Source organism: Pseudomonas sp. NPDC089741, from assembly GCF_044748825.1.
GTDB classification, from domain to species: Bacteria; Pseudomonadota; Gammaproteobacteria; order Pseudomonadales; family Pseudomonadaceae; genus Aquipseudomonas; species Aquipseudomonas helmanticensis.
In genome coordinates, this window is the sequence record NZ_JBIVGT010000019.1 from 54458 (window position 1) to 75533 (window position 21076).

17 protein-coding genes are annotated in these 21076 nt (G+C 60.4%); 3 read left to right on the forward strand and 14 right to left on the reverse strand.

All coding sequences use genetic code 11. From position 1 onward, the window contains the following. Positions 1 to 64: 64 nt before the first annotated feature. The 8 genes from ACIPZE_RS18460 to ACIPZE_RS18495 form a co-directional block, all read right to left on the reverse strand. Entirely contained in the window at positions 65 to 694 is a 630-nt protein-coding gene (locus tag ACIPZE_RS18460) for a glutathione S-transferase (protein WP_400774435.1), read from the reverse strand. 176 nt (positions 695 to 870) lie between these two features. Further along, on the reverse strand, positions 871 to 1050 hold the full coding sequence (locus ACIPZE_RS18465) for a hypothetical protein (RefSeq protein WP_283438543.1): 180 nt from the start codon (positions 1048 to 1050) through the stop codon (positions 871 to 873). Beyond that, the gene (locus ACIPZE_RS18470; RefSeq protein ID WP_400774439.1) at positions 1047 to 2177 is read right to left on the reverse strand and encodes a PepSY-associated TM helix domain-containing protein; all 1131 of its coding nucleotides are present in this window, start codon (positions 2175 to 2177) and stop codon (positions 1047 to 1049) included. The genes ACIPZE_RS18465 and ACIPZE_RS18470 overlap by 4 nt, the downstream gene beginning before the upstream one ends. 74 nt (positions 2178 to 2251) lie before the next feature. Beyond that, entirely contained in the window at positions 2252 to 4690 is a 2439-nt protein-coding gene (locus tag ACIPZE_RS18475) for a TonB-dependent siderophore receptor (RefSeq protein ID WP_400774442.1), read from the reverse strand. Positions 4691 to 4898: 208 nt separating this feature from the next. Next, complete coding sequence (locus ACIPZE_RS18480; protein ID WP_283438546.1) at positions 4899 to 5873, reverse strand: FecR domain-containing protein; 975 nt, start codon at positions 5871 to 5873, stop codon at positions 4899 to 4901. Then, complete coding sequence (locus ACIPZE_RS18485) at positions 5870 to 6346, reverse strand: RNA polymerase sigma factor (protein ID WP_256661316.1); 477 nt, start codon at positions 6344 to 6346, stop codon at positions 5870 to 5872. The genes ACIPZE_RS18480 and ACIPZE_RS18485 overlap by 4 nt, the downstream gene beginning before the upstream one ends. A gap of 246 nt (positions 6347 to 6592) precedes the next feature. Next, the gene (locus ACIPZE_RS18490; RefSeq protein WP_283438547.1) at positions 6593 to 7300 is read right to left on the reverse strand and encodes a PolC-type DNA polymerase III; all 708 of its coding nucleotides are present in this window, start codon (positions 7298 to 7300) and stop codon (positions 6593 to 6595) included. Continuing rightward, entirely contained in the window at positions 7297 to 9237 is a 1941-nt protein-coding gene (locus tag ACIPZE_RS18495) for a DUF294 nucleotidyltransferase-like domain-containing protein (RefSeq protein WP_400774445.1), read from the reverse strand. The genes ACIPZE_RS18490 and ACIPZE_RS18495 overlap by 4 nt, the downstream gene beginning before the upstream one ends. Positions 9238 to 9489: 252 nt before the next feature. Here ACIPZE_RS18495 and ACIPZE_RS18500 point away from each other — a divergent pair, with 252 nt between their 5' ends. Continuing rightward, positions 9490 to 9936, forward strand: coding sequence for a response regulator (locus ACIPZE_RS18500; protein ID WP_129395801.1), 447 nt, complete (start codon positions 9490 to 9492; stop codon positions 9934 to 9936). 412 nt (positions 9937 to 10348) lie between these two features. Here ACIPZE_RS18500 and ACIPZE_RS18505 read toward each other — a convergent pair whose 3' ends face one another. Beyond that, the gene (locus ACIPZE_RS18505; RefSeq protein WP_283438550.1) at positions 10349 to 12526 is read right to left on the reverse strand and encodes a malate synthase G; all 2178 of its coding nucleotides are present in this window, start codon (positions 12524 to 12526) and stop codon (positions 10349 to 10351) included. Positions 12527 to 13228: 702 nt separating this feature from the next. On the opposite strand from ACIPZE_RS18505, the gene ACIPZE_RS18510 reads away from it, so the two are divergent. Next, entirely contained in the window at positions 13229 to 13747 is a 519-nt protein-coding gene (locus tag ACIPZE_RS18510; RefSeq protein ID WP_129395799.1) for a glycine cleavage system protein R, read from the forward strand. Positions 13748 to 13970: 223 nt separating this feature from the next. On the opposite strand, the gene rarD is transcribed toward ACIPZE_RS18510, so the two are convergent. The 5 genes from rarD to ACIPZE_RS18535 all read right to left on the reverse strand — a co-directional run bounded on the left by rarD (position 13971) and on the right by ACIPZE_RS18535 (position 19880). Next, the gene (gene rarD / locus ACIPZE_RS18515) at positions 13971 to 14858 is read right to left on the reverse strand and encodes an EamA family transporter RarD (RefSeq protein WP_400774449.1); all 888 of its coding nucleotides are present in this window, start codon (positions 14856 to 14858) and stop codon (positions 13971 to 13973) included. Positions 14859 to 15065: 207 nt separating this feature from the next. Then, positions 15066 to 16040, reverse strand: coding sequence for a serine/threonine protein kinase (locus tag ACIPZE_RS18520; protein WP_008083831.1), 975 nt, complete (start codon positions 16038 to 16040; stop codon positions 15066 to 15068). A 193-nt stretch (positions 16041 to 16233) separates the two neighbouring features. Continuing rightward, positions 16234 to 18135: a PhoX family protein gene (locus ACIPZE_RS18525; RefSeq protein ID WP_400774452.1), complete on the reverse strand. Its 1902-nt coding sequence runs from the start codon at positions 18133 to 18135 to the stop codon at positions 16234 to 16236. 70 nt (positions 18136 to 18205) lie between these two features. Then, the gene (locus tag ACIPZE_RS18530) at positions 18206 to 18970 is read right to left on the reverse strand and encodes a TOBE domain-containing protein (RefSeq protein WP_400774455.1); all 765 of its coding nucleotides are present in this window, start codon (positions 18968 to 18970) and stop codon (positions 18206 to 18208) included. 175 nt (positions 18971 to 19145) lie between these two features. Further along, on the reverse strand, positions 19146 to 19880 hold the full coding sequence (locus tag ACIPZE_RS18535; protein ID WP_283438553.1) for a ComF family protein: 735 nt from the start codon (positions 19878 to 19880) through the stop codon (positions 19146 to 19148). A 91-nt stretch (positions 19881 to 19971) separates the two neighbouring features. On the opposite strand from ACIPZE_RS18535, the gene bioB reads away from it, so the two are divergent. Next, a complete protein-coding gene (gene bioB, locus ACIPZE_RS18540) occupies positions 19972 to 21027 on the forward strand; it encodes a biotin synthase BioB (protein WP_129395794.1) in 1056 nt (351 codons plus the stop codon). Positions 21028 to 21076 lie beyond the last annotated feature (49 nt).

Sequence of the window (21076 nt, forward strand, 5' to 3'; positions counted from 1 at the left end):
GGGAAATGCGCTCAACTGTAGGAGTGAGCCTGCTCGCGATGATGCCGGAGCAGGCGCCAAAAAACTAAGGCTTGGGCATGGTTGCGATCATGGACGGTCGCTGACTCACTTCAAAAAACCAGTTGGCCAATTGCGGGTTGGCGTCACGCCAGCCCAGGTCCGGGAAGCGCAGGTCGAGGTAACCGAGCGCACACGCCACGCTGATCGCGGCCACATCGAAGTGGCTGGTCAGCTCGGCGATTGCATCGTTTTCCAACAGATTCAACGCGCGACGGATCTTCTCGCGTTGGGCTTCGAGCCATTCGTCCCAATGTTTCTCTGGCGCGCGCAAGACCAGTTCATAACGCACCATCACCGAGGCGTCCATGATCCCGTCAGCCATCGAGGCCAGAGTCAGACGACGCCAGCGGGCCGCGCCTTCACGCGGGATCAACGGGTTGCCGACGTGTTGGTGGTCGAGGTATTCGAGGATCACGCGGCTGTCATGGATGACGTTGCCATCGGCCAGGCGCAGGGCCGGAATCTTGCCCAGCGGATTGTCGGCGTTGAGCTCGGCACTCGGGCTGACCGGGCTGAGCACACAGTCTTGCAACGCGACGCGATCCTGCTGGCCGGTCTCGTGCAGCAACACCATCACTTTGCGTACGAACGGGGAAAGCGTGTTGTGGTACAGGGTCATGCTGGGGGCGGACATTGGCAGGGTCTCGATCAGAACGATGAGGGAGCAGCATAGCGCGTCAGCGCACGAGCTCAAGCCTGACGCCGGACCCAATGTAGGAGTGAGCCTGCTCGCGATAGCGCAATAACATTCAACATCAATGTTGGCTGACCCACCGTTATCGCGAGCAGGCTCACTCCTACAAAGGTTTTTCAGCTTCGCAGCAGTAGACCTCTTATGGCCAGAACCGCCGGCACACCCAGCCCGACCCAGCTCAACGCATCCCAGACCCCGTCCCCCAGCAACGCCGCAAACAACCCCGCCGCACTCAGCAACGCAATCACGATCGGCGTGCTGAAGACTTTCCAGAAATTCGACTGACGCGGCTTCATGCAGAGGCCTCCGCCGCTTCCGGCACAGGCTTGGCGGCCTTGCGCCGCACCACCCACAGATACACGCCGCTGCCAAGAACGATGATGGTCAGCACATCGAGCGTGGCCCAGAGGATTTTCATCGGCATGCCACCGTAGTCACCAAAGTGCAGCGGCTGCGACATGCCCATGGCGTCCATGTACCACGGCCGCTCGGCCACGGCGGTGACCTTCAGGGTAGTGGCGTCGATCAACACCGGCGTCAGCAGATGCGAGGTCAGGTGCGTGCCGCCCTTCATGAACACCGAGTAATGGTGTTCGCTGGAAAACCGTGTGCCGGGGAAGGCAATGAAATCCGGCTTCATGCCCGGTGCAACTTCAGCGGCGATATCGAGCAACCGCGTGGCCGGCGCCAGATGGGTCAGTGGCGGGGCGTCGCGATAAGGCTCGATCAGCGCAGTCAGTGCTTCGTTGCGCCAAGCGGCGATCAACAGATCGGCGCAGGCGCTGATCACACCGGTGACGCCCACCACCAGCGCCCACGTCAGGGTGACTACGCCGATCAGGTTATGCAGGTCAAGCCAGCGCAACCGGGTGGATTTATCCTGGCGCACCGTGCCGAATTTCAGCCGGCGCATGAACGGCAAATACAGCACCGTCCCGGAGACGATGGCCACGACAAACAGCAAACCCATGAACGCCAGCAGCAACTTGCCCGGCAGCCCGGCGAACATGTCGACATGCAGGCGCAGGATGAACAGCATCAAGCCGCCGTTGGCCGACGGGGTTTCCATCGCTTCACCAGTGCGCGCATCGAGCATGAAGGTGTGCGAGGAGTTCGGCTCGGTGCCGGCGGTTTTCGCCATGATCGTCAGCACGGCATTCGGCTCATCGTCGTCGAAGCCGAAGTACTGCACGACGTCGTCAGGGCGATGTTTTTCTGCGGCCTCGACCAGTTGCGCCAGATTCAGCCGCGGCGTGTCGGCGGGCATCTCACGCACTTCGGGGGCATCGCCGAGCAGGTGCTCGATCTCGTGATGGAAAATCAGTGGCAAACCGGTCAATGCCAGCATCAGCAAAAACACGGTGCAGATCAGACTGGTCCAGGTGTGGATAAACGACCAGCGACGAATTGTTTTACTTTTCATTTCATGACCTTCAAAAACACCAAAGCCGTCCACGAGGGACGGCCTGGTCACAGGGCCTGTTTCAGCTCAGTTGCTTACCACTTGTAAGTGGCACTGGCGACGACGCTGCGCTGGTCGCCGTAGTAGCAGTAGAAACCGTCGCAGGTGGAAATGTAGTCCTTGTCGAACAGGTTGGTCGCGTTGAGTGCCAGCGACGCGCCTTTGAGGCTGTTGTCCAGACGGCCGAGGTCGTAATGCACGGCCGCGTCGAACACGGTGTAGGCGTCAGCCTTGCCCAGCCAGGTGTTGCCTTTGTCGCCGTAGGTGTTGCCGGTGTAGCGCACGCCGCCGCCGATGCCGAAGCCGTCGAGTAGGCCGGTGTGCCAGGTGTAGTCGGTCCACAGCGAGGCTTGCTGGTTCGGCATCAGTTGCAGGCGATTGCCTTTGTCGACGCCTTTCTGCACCTCGGACTTGGCCAGGGTGTAGGCGGCGATGACTTTCAGGTTATCGGTCACGTCGGAGACCGCTTCCAGCTCCAGGCCTTTGACTTTCACTTCGCCGGTCTGGCTGGTGATCGTCACGTTGTTGACGATGCTGTTGACCGAGACGTTCTTCTGGGTCAGGTCATACACCGCAGCGCTGAGCAGGGTTTTGCTGCCCGGTGGCTGGTACTTGATGCCCATTTCCCACTGCTTGCCTTCGGTCGGTTTGAACGAGTCGGTCGAGGTCGCGTCAGCGCCGCTGGTTGGCTGGAACGATTCGGCGTACGACAGGTACGGCACGAAGCCCGAGTCGAACACGTAGCTGATCGCCGCGTTGCCGCTGAACGCTTTGTCACGCTGAGTATTGGTCGCGTCGCCCTTGTTGATGAACTGCGTGCTGGTGTGCACCCAGTCTTCACGCCCGCCGAGGGTCAGGCGCCACTGGTCGAGGGCCATCTGGTCCTGCACGTAGAGACCGGTCTGGGTGGTCTTCTGGTCGTAATCGTAAAACGCGCTGGAGCGCGGTGGACGCACGATGGTCTGGCCGTAGATCGGGTTGTTGACGTTGATGTCCGGCGCGGAGCCAAAGATCGAGGTGTAGTTGGTGTTGCTGCGTTGATGATCGAGACCCAGCAGCAGCGTATGGCGGATGTCGCCGGTGGCGAAATCGGCCTGGAAGTTGTTGTCCACGGCGAACTGGCTGATGTCTTCATCGACGTTGGTGGTGCCGCGGCCGACATTGCCCTGATCGTCGACGGTGAACCCGGCGAACGACGGGTTGTAGCTGTTGACGGTGACGGTCTGGAAGGCCAGATCCGACTTGGTGTAACGCAGGTTCTGCTTGAACTGCCAGACGTCATTCAGGCGATGTTCGAAGGCGTAACCGAGCGCGTAGTAGGTGCGGTCGTAGTAGTCGTAGTCAGGATCACCGAGGTTCTTGTGGTGGGAGATCTTGCCGAACGGCATGTCGATCTTGGTGCCCTGGATCGGGTAGAACTGGCTGGTGACGCCGGTATCGTCACGGGTGAACTGCGTGAGCAGGGTCAGCTTGGTATCGTCGTCGATATTCCAGGTCATGCTCGGCGCGATGTTGTAGCGCTTGTTTTCGATGTGGTCGATCTGCGTGTCGCTGTCGCGCACGACGCCGCTGATGCCGTACAGGAACTGACCAGCCTCATCAATCTTGCCGGTGCTGGCGAAGTTGATCTGGCGATGGTTGTCGCTGCCGTATTGCAGCTGAATTTCGCTGCTGGCTTCGGCACTTGGACGGCGGCTGACCATGTCCAGCAAGCCGCCCGGAGGCGTCTGGCCGTATACCGACGACGCCGGGCCACGCAGCAGGGCGAGGCGATCGAGGTTCCAGGTTTCCGGTTTCGGGTTGGCGTAGACACCGCGTGGCAGCGGCAGGCCATCGAGGAACTGGGTCGGCTCGAAACCACGCACGCGCAGCCAGTCGATGCGGGTGTCGCTGCCGTAGCTGCTGGCGGTGATGCCCGGCATGTAGCGCACGGCGTCGTCGAGGCTGTGCACGCCACGATCTTCCATTTGCTGGCGCGTCGCAACCGAGATCGAGCGGGGAGCTTCGACCAGCGCGGTGTCGGTCTTGGTGCCGGCGGCGGTGCGGGTGGCGGTGTAGCCCTCGACCGGGCTCCAGGCGGTTTCGCTGTTTTCCACGCCGATGACCGAAGTCTCCGGCAGGGCCAGCGTACCTTCAGGCACGGCGACCAGGCTGTAAGTGCCGGCGTTGCTTTGTTCCAGTTGCAGACCGGAGCCACGCAGGGCTGCACGCAAGGCGCCGGCCGCGTCGTACTGACCGCTCACCGGTGCCGAGGTCTTGCCGGCTGCCAGCGCCGGGTTCAGCGACAGCGCGAGGCCGCCCTGGCTGGCGATCTGGTTGAGCGTGGTCGACAGCGGCGCGGCGGGCAGGTTGTAGGCGCGAACGCTGGACGCTTGTTCAGCGGCGAGCAACGGGTTGCTGATCAGCGGCGCGCTGAGAGCAATGGCGACGGCCAGCAGGCTGGGGCGCAACAAGGTGTCTAGCGAACGGGACATACGGCGGCTCCTGAATGGAAATATTTCTCAATTGCCTGTGTGCCGGATGAAACTCGAAAAGTGATAGGGCTGGATGAAAATAATTTCGATTTGCGGAAAACAGCGGTGTGGCGGATGACGCCATCGCGAGCAGGCTCACTCCTACAGGGGAACGCATTTCAACTGTAGGAGTGAGCCTGCTCGCGATAGCAACCGCTCAGCCACCCGATCATTCAGGCTTGGAATCAGCCTTCGCGACTGTCACCCAATACTGCGTGTGCTGCTCGATCTGTACCGGCAGGGTCGGCAGCAGGGCGTTCAGCGCTTTGTCGGTGTCATGCAGCGGAAAGCTGCCGGTAATCCGCAGATCAGCCACGTCCGGCGCGACGCCCAGGTGCCCGCGTCGATAACGCCCGAGTTCATGCACCAGATCGCCCAGCCGCGCGTTGTCGACCACCAGCATGCCGCGCGTCCACGCGTCGGCGCCGGGATTGAGCGCGACAATCGGGTCCAGCCCGTCGCTACGCAGCAGCACTTGCTGGCCTTCACGGAGGATCTGTTCTTCAGGGTTCGTTGGCGTGTGTGCCGCCACCGCCGACTGCAACACGCTCAGGCGCGTGCCATCTTCCTCGCGCTTGACCAGGAACCGCGTGCCGAGGGCGCGCATGCTGCCCTCGCGGGTTTCGACGATAAACGGCCGCGCATCGCCATGACCGGTTTCGACGAGAATCTCGCCTTCCTGCAAAACGATCAGCCGGCGCTTGTCATCGAAACGCACATCCACCGCGCTGTGGGTGTTGAGGTTGAGCACGGTACCGTCGGCAAGGTGCAGGGTGCGTTGTTCACCGGTGGCTGTGCGCTGATCGGCGAGCCAGTAATCCAGCGGCAGATAACGCTCACTCAGGAACAGGCCCAGGCCGATGACCACGACGACGCTGGCCAAACCGCTGCCAAGCCTGCGCACGCGCCGGCGAATGCCCTCGCGCGATTGCAACAAGGCACTGCGCGCCGGACCTTTGGCCACGCTGAAACGCTGATCGAGCATGCCCAACTGACGCCAGGCGCGCGCGTGTTCCTCATGCGCTGCGTGCCATTTGGCGAACTCTTCGCGTTCCAGCGGGCTGCTCGAATCGAGGGTCAGTTGCCAGGCAATTGCCGCGTCCAGCACATGCGCCGGTACGGGGCGGGAACTGGCGGGACTCATGTCGGCTCACCGTACAGGGCGATGTAGCACTGACGAATGCCTTGCGCCAGATACTGACGCACGCGCGGCACCGAAACACCGAGCTTCTCGGCGATCTCGGCATGGCCGAGGCCATCAAGGCGGTTGTACAGGAAAGCGGCGCGGGCCTTGGTCGACAGTTTGCCGAGCAAGCGGTCGATGGCCTTGAGGTCTTCGAGGATCAGTTGCTGTTCTTCTATAGAAGGTTGTTCGCCTTCAGGGATCAGCATCAATTCGGTGAGATAGGCCTGCTCCAGCGCGGCGCGACGGAAATAGTCGAACAGCAGGCCTTTGGCGATCGCCACCAGAAAGGCCCGTGGCTCACGCGGCGTCAGCAATTCATCGCGGCCGAGCAGGCGCACGAAAGTGTCCTGGCTCAAGTCTTCGGCGCGTTGCGGACAGGCCACATTGCGCCGCAGCCACGCCAGCAGCCAACCGCGATGGTCGCGATACATCGCACCGACGAGCTGACTGTGAGGGCTTGGGGCTGACGACACCGGACATCACCGATTGGGAAATGTTAACTAACGCGAATTGTTCGCGATTCTGGCAGAGGTGGGAATGGTTAGCAATTGGCCACTGGTCAGATGACACGTTTGGACAACCCTGTAGGAGCTGCCGCAGGCTGCGATCTGTTGATCTTGTTTTTGCAGATCAAGGTCAAAAGATCGCAGCCTGCGGCAGCTCCTACAGGGGGGCTTTTAGAAGGACGGCGCTTGCTGGCGGCGCTTCCATTGGCTCAGGCGTTGCTGCAGGTTCAGCGGGCTGTGCATCTGTTGCTGACGCGCGCGACTGAACAAAATCAACGCCAGTTCCGCCGTGGCCAACGCATCGGCACTGGCGTTATGCCGTTCGAACACCTCAAGCTTGAACCAGTCGATCCACTCATCCAGCCCGGCTTCGCGAATGTTCGCCTGTGGGCACAGCAGCGGGGCGATGTCGGCGACATCCAGAAACACCTGCTGCAACTTGTGCCCCAGATGCTCCTTCAACGCGCGTCCAAGCATGTGCTGATCGAATGGCGCATGAAACGCCAACACCGGGCTGTCGCCGATAAACTCCAGCAATTCCAGCAACGCTTCGACCGGGTCACTGCCGGCGGCAATCGCATTCGGCCCCAGGCCATGAATCAATACGCTGGGGCTGAGCTTCAACTCTGTGCATTGCAGCGTGCGTTCGAACTGCTGGCTGAAATCGATCGCGCCATCCTCGATCACCACCGCGCCAATCGACAACACCCGATCCTTGTTCAGGTTGAGCCCGGTGGTTTCCAGATCCAGCACCACCCAGCGCTGCTCACGCAGGCTGCATTCACCCAGCTCGGTGATCGCGGGCAGTTTTGCCAGGCGTTGCTGTAAATCCACTGACAGCACCGGGCTGGCCGGACGCAGCCACGAAAACAGGCTCATAGCTGATACCGCAAGGTCAGGCTGCTTTGCAGGCGCTGCGCCTGTCGCAACGACTCACGCAGAATGCGCCGATCGAGATGGTTGAGGCTGTCCGGATCGACGCGGTTGGAGTACGGCAGATTCTCGCGGGTCTGCAGTTGATGCTGTTGCATGCGCGTCTGCTGGATGAAGTGATACGCCTCTTCATAGGCCGCGCCGTCGAGCCGTTCGATGACTTCCTTGTCGACCAACTGACGGAAACGTTCGAGGGTGTTGTTGGCGTCGATGCCGTTGGCCAGCGCCAGCAGTCGCGCGCCATCGACGAACGGCGTCAGGCCCTGAACCTTGAGATCGAGCGTGGCTTTCTCGCCATTCTTGCGCGCCAGTACAAACTCGCGGAAGCGCCCGACCGGCGGACGATTGCGTAGCGCGTTGTCGGCCATCATGCGCTGGAACAAGCGGTTGTCGCCGACCTGATCGAGAATGCTCCGGCGTAGTTGCGCGCAACCTTGTTCATCGCCCCAGACCACGCGCAGATCGAAGTAAATGCTCGACCCCAACAGGTTCTCCGGCGTCGCCTCACGAATAAACGCCGCAAAGCGCCGTGCCCATTCCGCCCGCGACAAGCACAGCTCGGGGTTGCCGGCCATGATGTTGCCCTTGCACAAGGTGAAGCCGCACTGCGCCAGGCTCTGATTGATCTGTTGGGCAATCGGCAGCAGCTTGCCGCGAATCTCCGCCGCATGCGCGGCATCGCGGGCATCGAACAGAATGCCGTTGTCCTGATCGGTGTGCAGTGTCTGCTCGCGGCGGCCTTCACTGCCGAAACACAGCCAACTGAACGGCACACCGGGGTCGCCTTTTTCGGCGAGGGTCAGTTCGATCACCCGGCACACGGTGTGGTCGTTGAGCAGGGTGATGATGTGGGTGATCTGCGTCGAAGACGCGCCGTGAGCGAGCATGCGTTCGACCAGTTGGCCGATCTCGCCGCGCAGGCTCACCAATTGTTCGACGCGTTGCGCGCTGCGAATGGTCCGCGCCAGATGCACCAGATCGACCCGTTGCAGCGAGAACAGATCACGCTCCGAGACCACTCCGCACAGGCGTTGATCCTTGACCAGACAGACGTGGGCGATGTGCCGTTCGGTCATGGCAATCGCCGCATCGAAGGCGCTGTGGTCCGGTGAAAGGTAGAAGGGCGCGTGGGTCATATGGCGCTCGATGGCTTCGCCGAAATCGCCGATGCCTTCAGCCACGACATGGCGCAGATCACGCAGGGTGAAAATCCCCAGCGGCGCCTTGTGCTGATCCACGACGACGATGCTGCCGACCTGTTGCTCATGCATCAGCTTCACCGCTTCGCGCAGTGGCGTTTGCGGGCTGCACGTCACCGGGTGACGCATCGCCAGTTCGCCGAGGCGGGTGTTCAGCGAGTACTGGGTACCGAGGGTTTCCACGGCTTTCTGCTGCACTTGCTGATTGACCTGATCGAGCAGGCTGCTGACCCCGCGCAAGGCGAAATCACGGAAGCTGTTGGAGAGCGCGAATAACTTGATGAACGCCAGTTTGTTCAGTTGCAGGCAGAAGGTGTCTTCGCCGGCCAGGTGCTCGGTGCGCGTCGCGCGTTCGCCGAGCAATGCGGCCAGCGGAAAACATTCGCCGGTAGTGATTTCAAACGTGGTCTCGGTGCCAGGTTTGGTGATGTGCTGGCGTTCGCCGACCACCCGGCCTTGCTTGACGACATAGAAGTGTTCGACCGGGCCGTCGGTGGGTTTGATGATGCTCTCGCCCTGACCGTAGAACCGCAGCTGACATTGCTCCACCAGATAAGCCAGGTGAGCGTGTTCCATCTGATTGAAGGGCGGGAAGCGCTGGAGGAATTGCAGGGTGCCCTGAATGTTCTGCAATACCGCGGTTTTCCCTGCCTGGGTGAAGGCGTCCGCTTTACTCATAACCATTACCGCAGTCTTTTTTGAATTGTTGTTGTCGGATCGTTGCGGCCATGGTCGACCCCTGCGCGCAGGGTGCCCATTGGACGTAAGTCTAGGTTTTGCCACCATTGGCGCAGTTTCGGAGATGCCCTACGCAAACAGTCGGAAATTCCCGCAGTTACCCCCTTGGAAAAAAATCCGACGAAGTGCACATTGAAGCTCTGCCCAGCGATGTCTGACCACATGCCAGGTGATTGATTTGCACACTTAGAGAACGCTATGTCCGACCACGATATTTTGAGCGATGCCGAGCGTGAAGCGCTCAGCGCAGTGATGCTCGAACCCGATCTGCCGCCGCAGCGTGTCCTGATCGTCGATGACGACAAGGATGCGCGGGAACTGCTATCGGAGATTCTCGCGTTGGACGGCATTCGTTGCATGACCGCGGCCAGTGGCGAAACGGCACTGAAGATGCTCGCCGAGAAACCTTCGATCGGCCTGGTGATCACCGATCTGCGCATGGGCAATGTCGATGGCCTGGATCTGATTCGCCAGGTGCGCGAGTCGGTGCGGGCGGCGATGCCGATCATCATTGTCTCGGGCGATGCCGATGTGAAAGACGCAATTGCGGCGATGCATTTGAGCGTGGTGGATTTTCTGCTCAAGCCGATTGATACGGGCAAGTTGTTGGCATTGGTGAAACATGAATTGGGGATTGAGCTTTAGAAGCCCCTCACCCTAGCCCTCCCGAAACGTCGGACCGCCCGGAGGGAGAGGGGACTGACCGCGGTGGATGTTCGAGGTACACCGACTTGAGATTCCCAGTCGAACTCAGGTTTTGAAAAGCACCAAGATCAGCTCCCTTGCCCCTCTACCCTTGGCAATTCCTGAGTCGAGCTCAGATTTTGAAAAGCATACAGATCTGCTCCCTTTCCCCTCTACCCGTGGCAATTCCTGAGCCGAGCTCAGATTTTGAAAAGCATATAGATCTGCTCCCTTTCCCCTCTACCCCATGGGGGAGAGGGCTGGGGTGAGGGGGATGGATCTTAAGCCGACCAGAAAACCCAGCCCCGCAGCATAAACAAAAAAGCCCTGATCTCTCGATCAGGGCTTTTTCATATCCGGCATCTACGCAAATTTACAGGCCGTTGGCTGCCTTGAACTCGCGACGACGACGGTGCAGGACCGGCTCGGTGTAGCCGTTCGGCTGCTTGGTGCCTTCGACCACCAGTTCGACCGCCGCCTGGAAGGCGATGTTGCTGTCGAAGTTGGGGGCCAGCGGACGGTACAGCGGATCGTTGGCGTTCTGACGGTCAACCACCGGCGCCATGCGCTTGAGGCTTTCCATCACTTGCGCTTCGGTGACCACGCCGTGGCGCAGCCAGTTGGCGATGTGCTGGCTGGAAATACGCAGCGTGGCACGGTCTTCCATCAGGCCGACGTCATTGATGTCCGGCACTTTGGAGCAACCAACGCCTTGGTCGATCCAGCGCACTACATAACCGAGAATGCCCTGGGCGTTGTTGTCCAGTTCGTTCTTGATCTGCTCCGGGGTCCAGTTCGGGTTGACCGCCAGCGGGATGGTCAGGATGTCGTCCACCGAAGCGCGAGCACGTTTGGCCAGTTCGGCCTGACGGGCGAACACGTCGACCTTGTGGTAGTGCAGCGCGTGCAGTGCAGCAGCGGTCGGCGATGGAACCCAGGCGGTGTTGGCGCCGGCCAGTGGATGCGCAATTTTCTGCTCGAGCATCGCCGCCATCAGGTCCGGCATCGCCCACATGCCTTTGCCGATTTGTGCGCGACCTTGCAGGCCGGTGCTCAGACCGATATCAACGTTCCAGTTTTCGTAGGCGCCGATCCACTTCTCTGCCTTCATGTCGGCCTTGCGTACTACCGGGCCGGCTTCCATGGAGGTGTGGATTTCATCGCCAGTGCGGTCGAGGAAACCGGTGTTGATGAACACCACGCGCTCGCTGGCTGCCTTGATGCAGGCCTTGAGGTTGACCGTGGTACGGCGTTCCTCGTCCATGATCCCGACTTTCAGCGTGTTGCGCGCAAGGCCCAGCACGTCTTCGATGCGACCGAACAGCTCGTTGGTGAACGCTGCTTCTTCCGGGCCGTGCATCTTCGGTTTAACGATGTAGACCGAACCGGTGCGGGTGTTGCGACGCGAGGTGTTGCCGTTGAGGTTGTGCATCGCCGCGAGGCAAGTGACCAGACCGTCGAGGATGCCTTCCGGCACTTCGTTACCGTCTTTGTCGAGAATCGCGTCGATGGTCATCAGATGGCCAACGTTACGCACGAACAACAGCGAACGACCGTGCAGCGTCACTTCACCGCCATTCGGCGCGGCGTAGGTACGATCCGGATTCATGGTGCGGGTGAAGGTCTGGCCGCCCTTGGACACGGATTCCGACAGATCGCCCTTCATCAGGCCGAGCCAGTTTCGGTAGATCACCACTTTGTCGTCGGCATCGACGGCCGCCACGGAGTCTTCGCAGTCCATGATGGTGGTCAGGGCCGCTTCCATCAGGATGTCTTTGACGCCGGCCGCATCGGTCTGGCCGACCGGGGTGGTGGCGTCGACCTGGATTTCGAAATGCAGACCGTTGTGTTTCAGCAGGATCGCGATTGGCGCGTTGGCGTCGCCCTGGAAACCGATCAGTTGCGCATTGTCGCGCAGGCCAGCGTTGCTGCCATCCTTGAGGGTGACCAGCAGTTTGCCGTCAGCGATTTTGTAGCCGGTCGAATCAACGTGGGAGCCAGCGGCCAATGGCGCGGCTTCGTCGAGGAAGGCACGGGCGAAGGCAATGACTTTGTCGCCACGCACCTTGTTGTAGCCTTTGCCTTTTTCCGCGCCACCGTCTTCGCTGATCGCGTCGGTGCCGTAGAGGGCGTCATACAGCGAACCCCAACGGGCATTCGAGGCATTGAGAGCGAAGCGGGCGTTCATCACCGGCACAACGAGTTGCGGGCCGGCGGTACGGGCGATTTCATCATCGACGTTTTGTGTCGTTGCCTGGAAATCAGCCGCTTCTGGCAGCAGATAACCGATTTCTTGCAGGAACGCTTTGTAGGCTACGGCGTCGTGCGCCTGACCGTTGCGTTCCTGATGCCAGGCGTCAATGCGTGCCTGGAAGTCATCGCGTTTGGCGAGTAGGGCTTTGTTCTTCGGCGCCAGGTCATGAATGACCTTGTCGGCACCTTCCCAGAATTTGTCGGCGGTGAGGCCGGTACCGGGAATGGCTTCGTTGTTCACGAAGTCGAACAGGACTTTGGCGACCTGCAGGCCACCGACTTGAACGTGTTCAGTCATTGCTTGCCTCACTCTGCTCAGCTATTTCGCTTTTCAGCTCTTCAATTTGACAATGAAGCCTCTGGCCATTTAAACCACAAACCTGCCGACCAGTACATGCCATTGCTGGCGGCTGGGCTGGGACCAATCAAAGGCTTGGGGCCTTGCTGACGGGGCTTTCAGGGTTGCGAACGTGCCTTGGGCAGACATCGGTTCAGCGTTATGTAGTGCGCGCTGCGGCATACTACATGATGAGTTGCGCTTGTGAAAATCAGACTAATTACGTCGTTCTGCGACCTCATGTCGCATTGCGGTCACATCGCGGAACGGGATGTTCTCAAAAAACCATTGGATTGTTCCAGCTAAATATCAAAAGTTGTACACATAAATACTATTTGGCTGCTATGGCGCAGTTTTTGTGGTGCGCACCTTGATGGCGAGTGGATTTGTGGCGAGGGGATTTATCCCCGTTGGGTGGCGAAGCCGCCCCCAGCGTTTCTGGCAGATAAACCGAATTGGCAGGATTTACGACTGCTGCGCAGCCGGACGGGGATAAATCCCCTCGCCACAAATTGATACCCAAACCCAAACCCAAACCCAAACCCAAACCCAAACCCAAACCCAGGCACAGTTTTTCAGCAAGGCAGGTCGGGTCGGGCTGAATTGACGTGCTTGCCTATACTTGCCCTTCTATAACAAAAGTCATGACAAGAGGGCGGCGCCATGGACCATCTCGTACTCACCGTGTTCGCCCCGGACAAGCCCGGGCAGGTCGAGCGCATTGCCCAATGCATCGCCGACCATGGCGGAAACTGGCTGGAAAGCCGGATGTCGCGGATGGCCGGGCAGTTCGCCGGAATTCTCCGGGTGGGCGTGCCGGCGGAGGCTTACGACGAATTAGTCGATTCCCTACAAGCCTTGTCGACGCATGGCATTCGCGTGCTGATTGCCGAAAGCGGTATCGAACAGTCCTGTACCTGGAAACCGATCGCCATGGAGCTGGTAGGCAACGACCGGCCGGGGATTGTGCGCGACATCACGCGGCTGTTGAGCGAGCAGGGCGTCAACCTCGAACGGCTGGTGACTGAGGTGCGTCCGGCACCGATGAGCAGCGAACCGCTGTTTCACGCCGAGGCGATTCTCGCGGTGCCGCTAACCTTGTCGCTCGACGTCTTGCAGTCACGCCTGGAAACCCTGGCCGATGATCTGATGGTCGAGTTGGTGTTACGCACAGACCTTTGAACACCGTCCGGGTTATCCAGTTTTAACGTGCACCTGCCTGTGGATAACCTGTAGAGACCAGCCGCAGCGCCATACAGACTGCGGCTTTGCGCTAATTGATCAAAAAACCGCCAGCATTCAGTGACTTGCACACAAACGGCGGGGATCACGCTGTGGATAACCTTGGGAAGGAACGTGGCAGGCCACGAGAACCGTGGCCTGCGGAGGTTTGTACGTTTTTTGATCAGGCGCGGCGACGCAAACTGATCACGGCGTCGACGCTGTAAACGGCCAGACCGGCCCAGATGAAGATGAATGCGATCAGTGTGCTGGACGACAAGTGCTCACCGAACAGCAGCACCGCTTGCAACAGCACCAGTGTCGGTGCGAGGTATTGCAGGAAGCCGATCGTGGTGTAAGGCAAGTGTCGCGTAGCGGCGTTGAAGCACACCAACGGGACTAAGGTGACCGGCCCGGCGGCTACCAGCCACCACGCTTGCGACGTGGTCCAGAACTCGGGTTGTGCGCTGGTCGCGGTCTGGTTGAGGAGCAGCCAGGCAATGGCAATCGGCACCAGCATCCAGGTTTCCACCACCAGCCCCGGCAACGCCTTGACCGGCGCCTGCTTGCGGATCAGGCCGTAGAAGCCGAAGGTCAACGCCAGCACCAGCGACACCCACGGCAAGCTGCCGACCTGCCACACCTGCTGCGCCACGCCCACCGCCGCCAAGGCGACTGCGACCCACTGCATCCGCCGCAGACGCTCGCCAAGAAGCAACATCCCCAAGAGCACGTTGACCAGCGGGTTGATGTAGTAACCGAGGCTGGCTTCGAGCATGCGCCCGTTGTTCACCGACCATACGTAAGTCAGCCAGTTGGCGGCGATCAACGTACCGCTCAACGCGAGGATCGCCAGGCGTTTCGGGTTGTCGAGCAGTTCGCGCAACCAGCCCGGGTGCTTCCACACCATCAGCAACAGCGCGCCGAACAACGCCGACCACAACACCCGGTGGATGATGATCTCGACCGCCGGAACCTCGGCAATGGCTTTGAAATAGATCGGGAACAGGCCCCAGATGATGTAGGCACTCAGGCCCAGAATGTACCCGCGACGCGGGTTGGCGGCTTGCATGCAGAATCCTTGCTCAGGCAGCTGACAAAGGGGGGATTGTAAGGAGATTTGTCTACGAATGTCGTAGCGCAATGGTCGGGAAATTGTGAACACCGAACAAATGTAGGAGTGAGCCTGCTCGCGATAGCGCTCTGACATTCAACATTTTCGTTGACTGGATAAAACGCTATCGCGAGCAGGCTCACTCCTACAGAGGATGAAGGCGGGTCAGAAGAGTTTCAGTGGCTCTTCATTCAGTGCGGACAGTTGCTCGCGCAACGCCAACACCTGATCGCCCCAGTAACGTTCAGTACCGAACCACGGAAAACTGTGCGGAAACGCCGGGTCATCCCAACGCCGTGCCAGCCAAGCGCTGTAATGCATCAGGCGCAGCGCGCGCAACGGTTCGATCAGCGCCAGTTCGCGCGGGTCGAAATCGTGGAATTCGTTGTAGCCGTCCATCAACTCAGACAGTTGGCCGAGGCATTCCTGACGGTCGCCGGCCAGCATCATCCATATGTCCTGCACGGCCGGGCCCATGCGGCAGTCGTCGAGGTCGACAATGTGGAACATCTCGTCGCGGCACATCATGTTGCCGGGGTGGCAGTCGCCGTGCATGCGGATGTTCTGGTGCGGCGTGTTGGCGTAGGCATCTTCCACGCGTTTGAGCAGGTCGCGGGCGACGGACTCGTAGGCCGGCAGCAGGCTCTTGGGGATGAAGTTGCCTTCAAGCAGGGTGTTCAGCGAGGCGTGGCCGAAGTTCTGCACGGCGAGGGCCTCGCGATGTTCGAACGGCTTGGTCGCGCCGACCGCGTGAATCCGCCCGAGCAACTGGCCGAGGCGGTACAGCTGATCGAGATTGCCCGGCTCCGGCGCCCGGCCGCCACGACGCGGGAACAAGGTGAAGCGGAAACCGGCATGCTCGTGCAGGGTTTCGCCGTTGTGGATCATTGGTGCAACCACCGGGATGTCGACGTCGGCCAGCTCGAAGGTGAACTTGTGTTCTTCGAGGATGGCTTCGTTGGTCCAGCGCTGCGGGCGGTAGAACTTGGCGATCAGCGGTTCGGAGTCTTCGATGCCGACCTGATAGACGCGGTTCTCGTAGCTGTTGAGCGCCAGAATGCGCGCATCACTGAGGAAGCCAATGCTTTCAACGGCATCGAGGACGAGGTCGGGTGTGAGGGTTTCAAACGGGTGGGCCATGCTGACTCCTGCGCGCAGCAGGCTGCCGCGTCCGGCCCAGCATGGTAGCGCAGATGGCAGCGGGGGAGGTGGTTGGTGTCTGGGAGGGCCTCTTCGCGAGCAAGCCCGCTCCCACATTGGATTGTCTGTGTGCCTGAGATAGTTGGCACACTGAAGACCCTGTGGGAGCGAGCCTGCTCGCGAAAGCGGTTTATCAGGCGCCGACTATTCCGCCATCCTCACGGGTAATCGCCATCACTGACGAGCGCGGTTTGCCATTCGGCAAATGCTCAGGGAACGTCGAACCGCCGTTCTCCCCCGGATGCTGAATCCCGACAAACAGGGTCTTCTGATCCGGCGAGAAGCTGATCCCGGTAACTTCACAACCAATCGGCCCGACCATGAAGCGGCGAATTTCACCGGTCTTCGGATCGGCGCAGAGCATCTGGTTATTGCCCATCCCGGCAAAGTCGCCGGCGTTGCTGGAGTCGCCATCAGTGAGAATCCACAAGCGTCCGGCCTTGTCGAAGCCCAAACCATCGGGGCTGTTGAACATGTTCTGCGCGGTGATGTTTTTCGAGCCGCCCTTCGGCGTCCCGGCGTGTACGCCCGGGTTGCCGGCGACCACAAACAGATCCCAGGCAAACGTCTTCGCCGCGTGATCGTCGCGATCAGTGCGCCAGCGCAGGATCTGCCCGTAAACGTTCTTTTCACGAGGGTTCGGTCCGCCCACCGGTTGCCCGTCTTCGCCGCGCTTGGCGTTGTTGGTCAGGGTGCAATAAACCTGGCCATCCTTGGGGCTGACGACGATCCATTCCGGGCGGTCCATGCGCGTGGCACCAACAACACTGGCGGCGAGGCGCGCGTGGATCAGCACTTCAGCCTGATCGGCGAAACCGCTGCTGGCGTCGATACCGTTTTTGCCGTGGGTCAGTTCGATCCACTGGCCCTGGCCTTTCGGATGGTCGGGGTTGCTGTCGCCGTTGTCGAACTTGGCCACGTACAGGGTGCCGTGATCGAGGATGTCGCGGTTGGCCTTGGCGTTGCGATGGTTGATGCGGTCACGGCTGACGAATTTGTAGATGAACTCGCCACGCTCGTCGTCGCCCATGTACACCACAGCGCGGCCGTCGTCGGTCTCGGCGAGTGCGGCGTTTTCATGTTTGAAACGACCCAGCGCCGTACGCTTGACCGGGGTCGATTGCGGATCGAACGGATCGATCTCGACCACCCAACCGTGACGGTTGAGTTCGTTGGGGTTCTTCGCCATGTCGAAGCGCGGGTCATACGGATGCCAGTTGATCTCGCGGCTGGCGGCCGACACACCGTAGCGCTTCTGCGCCGGATCGAACTGCTGCTGGGCGTTGCTGCTGCCGAAGCAGTCGGTGAAGTTTTCTTCGCAGGTCAGGTAAGTACCCCACGGGGTTTTACCGTTGGCGCAGTTCTGGAAGGTGCCGAGGACTTGTTTGCCGTGTTTGTCGGCGGCGGTTTTCATCAAGGCGTGACCGGCAGCGGGGCCGCCGATGCGCAGCGGTGAGTTACCGTGGATTCGGCGGTTGTAACGCGAGCCTTGAACGAACTGCCACTGGCCGTTCTTGCGCTGCACCTCGATCACCGAAACGCCTTCGCAGGCCAGCGCCTTGCGTACGTCCTCGGCCGATTTCGGCATGCCACCGTGCGGGTAGAGATAGCGGTAGTTGGTGTATTCGTTGTTGATCGCCATCAACGCGCGGTTGCGGTCGTCGGGGAAAGCGAACAGGCTCATGCCGTCATTGTTGTCGCCGAACTGCACTTCCTGTGCAGCGGCGGTGCCGTTGCCGCTCGGGTCGAAGGCCGGGCCGTTTTTGTGCAACGGTTGGCCCCAGCTGATCAGCACCGAGGATTTGTAGCCTTTGGGCAGGCTGATCACGTCGGTGGTCGCCGCCGGAATGCTTTCGAAACCGAGCAAACGGCTGTTGCCGACGCTAATACCGTTGGCCAGCGCGCTACGGCTCAACAGGCTGCCGCCGAGGAACATCGCTGCGCCGCACAGCGCACCGGCGCCGATGAAACCGCGACGGCTGAGGCCGACCATTTTTTCCAGGTCAGTCGATTGGTTTTCTTCTAATAGGCTCACATCAGGCTCCCTGCTTGGTTTTGGCAGCCACCTTAATGAGCGTCGATGACGCTTTCGTTGCAGCGCCCGACTACAGCGGAGTACCGATCAGCACGTTGGACGCTGAAAACTGCACCTGCACCGGTTGTTCAACGGTCAGACCACGGGTGCGCAAGTCCAGCGGCTCGGCCAGGGCGCAGAGGGTATGGCCGTTGGGCAGGGTAATGCGCACTTCGCTGGGGCCGTCCTCGGCATCGAGAATGGCTTCGATGGTGCCCTTCAGAAGATTGTGACCAGACGTTGCAGGTTGCTCGACGGTCAGCAGTTCGAGCCAGCCAGCCTTGATCAACGCCACCACTTCGGTGCCGGACTGCAGTTCCAGGTGCACGGTGCTGTCGTGGGTGATCTGCGCGTCGAGGTGCAGGCCTTCAGCCAGTTCGAGGCGGATCAGGTCATTGCGGCCCTGACTGTCAATCGCCACGACCTTGCCGTGCAACTGATTGCGCGCGCTGGTTCGGAGCATCAGCCGACCAAGCAGGTCAAGATCGCTAGCGTCTTCCGCCGCTTCCAGCACCTGCGCCTGCAAGGCTTGCAGCTTTTGATACAGGCGCAACACCCGTTCGCCTTCGCTGGACAGTTTTGCGCCGCCGCCGCCCTTGCCGCCGACGGCGCGTTCGACCAGCGGTTTCAGCGCGAGATTGTTCAGCTCATCGATCGCATCCCACGCCGCTTTGTAACTCAGGCCTGCGCTTTTTGCCGCGCGGGTGATCGAACCCTGTTCGGCGATGTGTTGCAGCAGGGCGATGCGCTGCGGACGGCGGACGATGTGCTGGGACAACAGGGAAGGCATGGGCATGAATGGGGTGCTTTTTAGCTGTGGCGGTGGGGAGTGAAGTTGGCCGCTCGCGACGCGAGAGTCAAGCCAAACCCAATCCCCTGTAGGAGCTGCGGCACGCTGCGATCTTTTGATCTTGTTTCCAGAGATCCAAAGATCGCAGCGTGCCGCAGCGCCTACAGGGGTTATGTAGGCTTCAGGTTCCGGGTTTTGGCGTGCGGGCGAGGCAATAGACGTCAACTCTTGCTGCGCCAGCTTTCATTAACAATCGGGCCAACGCTTGGGCGGTGGCGCCGGTCGTCAGCACATCATCGATCAACGCCAGATGTCGGCCCTTCACCTGTGCATCGGGATTGAGGCTGAAGGCTTGCAGCAGATTGCGTTTACGCGCCTTGGCGTCGAGATCCTGCTGCGCGCTGGTGTTATGAACCCTGTCTAGAACATCTTCCTCGCAAGGTAAATCCAGCGACTTGCCCAGCCAACGCGCCAACAGCGCCGCTTGATTGAAACCGCGCTGACGCAAGCGTTGTTTCGCCAGTGGCACCGGCAACAACGCATCAGGCCTTGGCAAACCCTCTTCGAAGCGATGTTGCAGGTATTGCCCGAGAACGTCGGCGAGCAGGTGGCCAAACGGCCATTTCGCGTTGTGTTTAAACCGTGTAATCAAACTGTCGAGCGGGAAGCCATACAGCCACGGCACGACCACCTGTTCGAACGCCGGCGGCTCTAGCAGGCACTCGCTACACGTGCGTCCCGCTGCGGTCTGCGGCAAAGCGCAGGTGACGCAATGCTCGCCAAGCCACGGCAGATCGGTTTCGCAGGCGACGCAGATTGGCAATTCTGCGTCTGCGGGCTCATCGCACAACAAACAGGTCTGTACGTTTTTTAAACAGATGTAAACCGACTCTTTGCATGGTGGTTGACAGCGCATGTCTCTTCCTTAAATATGCCGAACATCCGTGTAGCGCCTGTGGGTATTCCATTTCCGCAGTCGCGAGCCAAGCATAACCAAGGAATTACCCATGAGCGCGAGCACCACCGCCACCCTGCGTCACGACTGGTCTCTGGCCGAAGTCAGAGCACTCTTCGTACAGCCTTTCAACGACTTGCTGTTCCAGGCGCAAACGGTGCACCGCGCGCATTTCAACGCCAACCGCGTGCAGGTTTCGACGCTGCTGTCGATCAAGACCGGCGCCTGTCCGGAAGACTGCAAGTACTGCCCGCAGTCCGGTCACTACAACACTGGCCTTGAAAAAGAAAAGCTGATGGAAGTGCAGAAAGTCCTCGAAGAGGCGGCACGTGCCAAGGCGATCGGCTCGACGCGGTTCTGCATGGGTGCGGCGTGGAAACATCCGTCGGCGAAAGACATGCCGTACGTGCTGAAGATGGTCGAAGGCGTGAAAGCCATGGGGCTGGAAACCTGCATGACCTTGGGCCGTCTCGATCAGGATCAGACCGAAGCACTGGCCAAGGCTGGCCTCGATTACTACAACCACAACCTCGACACCTCGCCGGAGTTCTACGGCAGCATCATCACCACCCGTACTTACAGCGAGCGTCTGCAAACGCTGGCCTACGTGCGTGAGTCGGGGATGAAGATCTGCTCCGGCGGTATTCTCGGCATGGGCGAGTCGCTGGATGACCGCGCCAATCTGCTGATCCAGTTGGCCAACCTGCCGGAACACCCGGAGTCGGTGCCGATCAACATGCTGGTGAAAGTCGCCGGCACGCCGCTGGAAAACGCCGAAGACATCGACCCGTTCGACTTCATCCGCATGCTCGCCGTGGCGCGCATCCTCATGCCGCAATCCCACGTGCGCCTGTCCGCTGGCCGCGAAGCGATGAACGAGCAGATGCAGGCCCTGGCCTTTTTCGCCGGTGCCAACTCGATTTTCTACGGCGACAAACTGCTGACCACCGCCAACCCGCAGGCCGACAAGGACATGCAACTGTTTGCACGTCTGGGCATTCAGCCGGAAGCGCGTGAAGAGCATTCCGACGAAGTTCATCAAGCCGCGATCGAGCAGGCGCTGGTCGAGCAGAAAAGCAGCGAGCAGTTCTACAACGCCGCCGTCTAACCGCCCCATGCATCCCATGTAGGAGCTGCCGCAGGCTGCGATCTTTTGC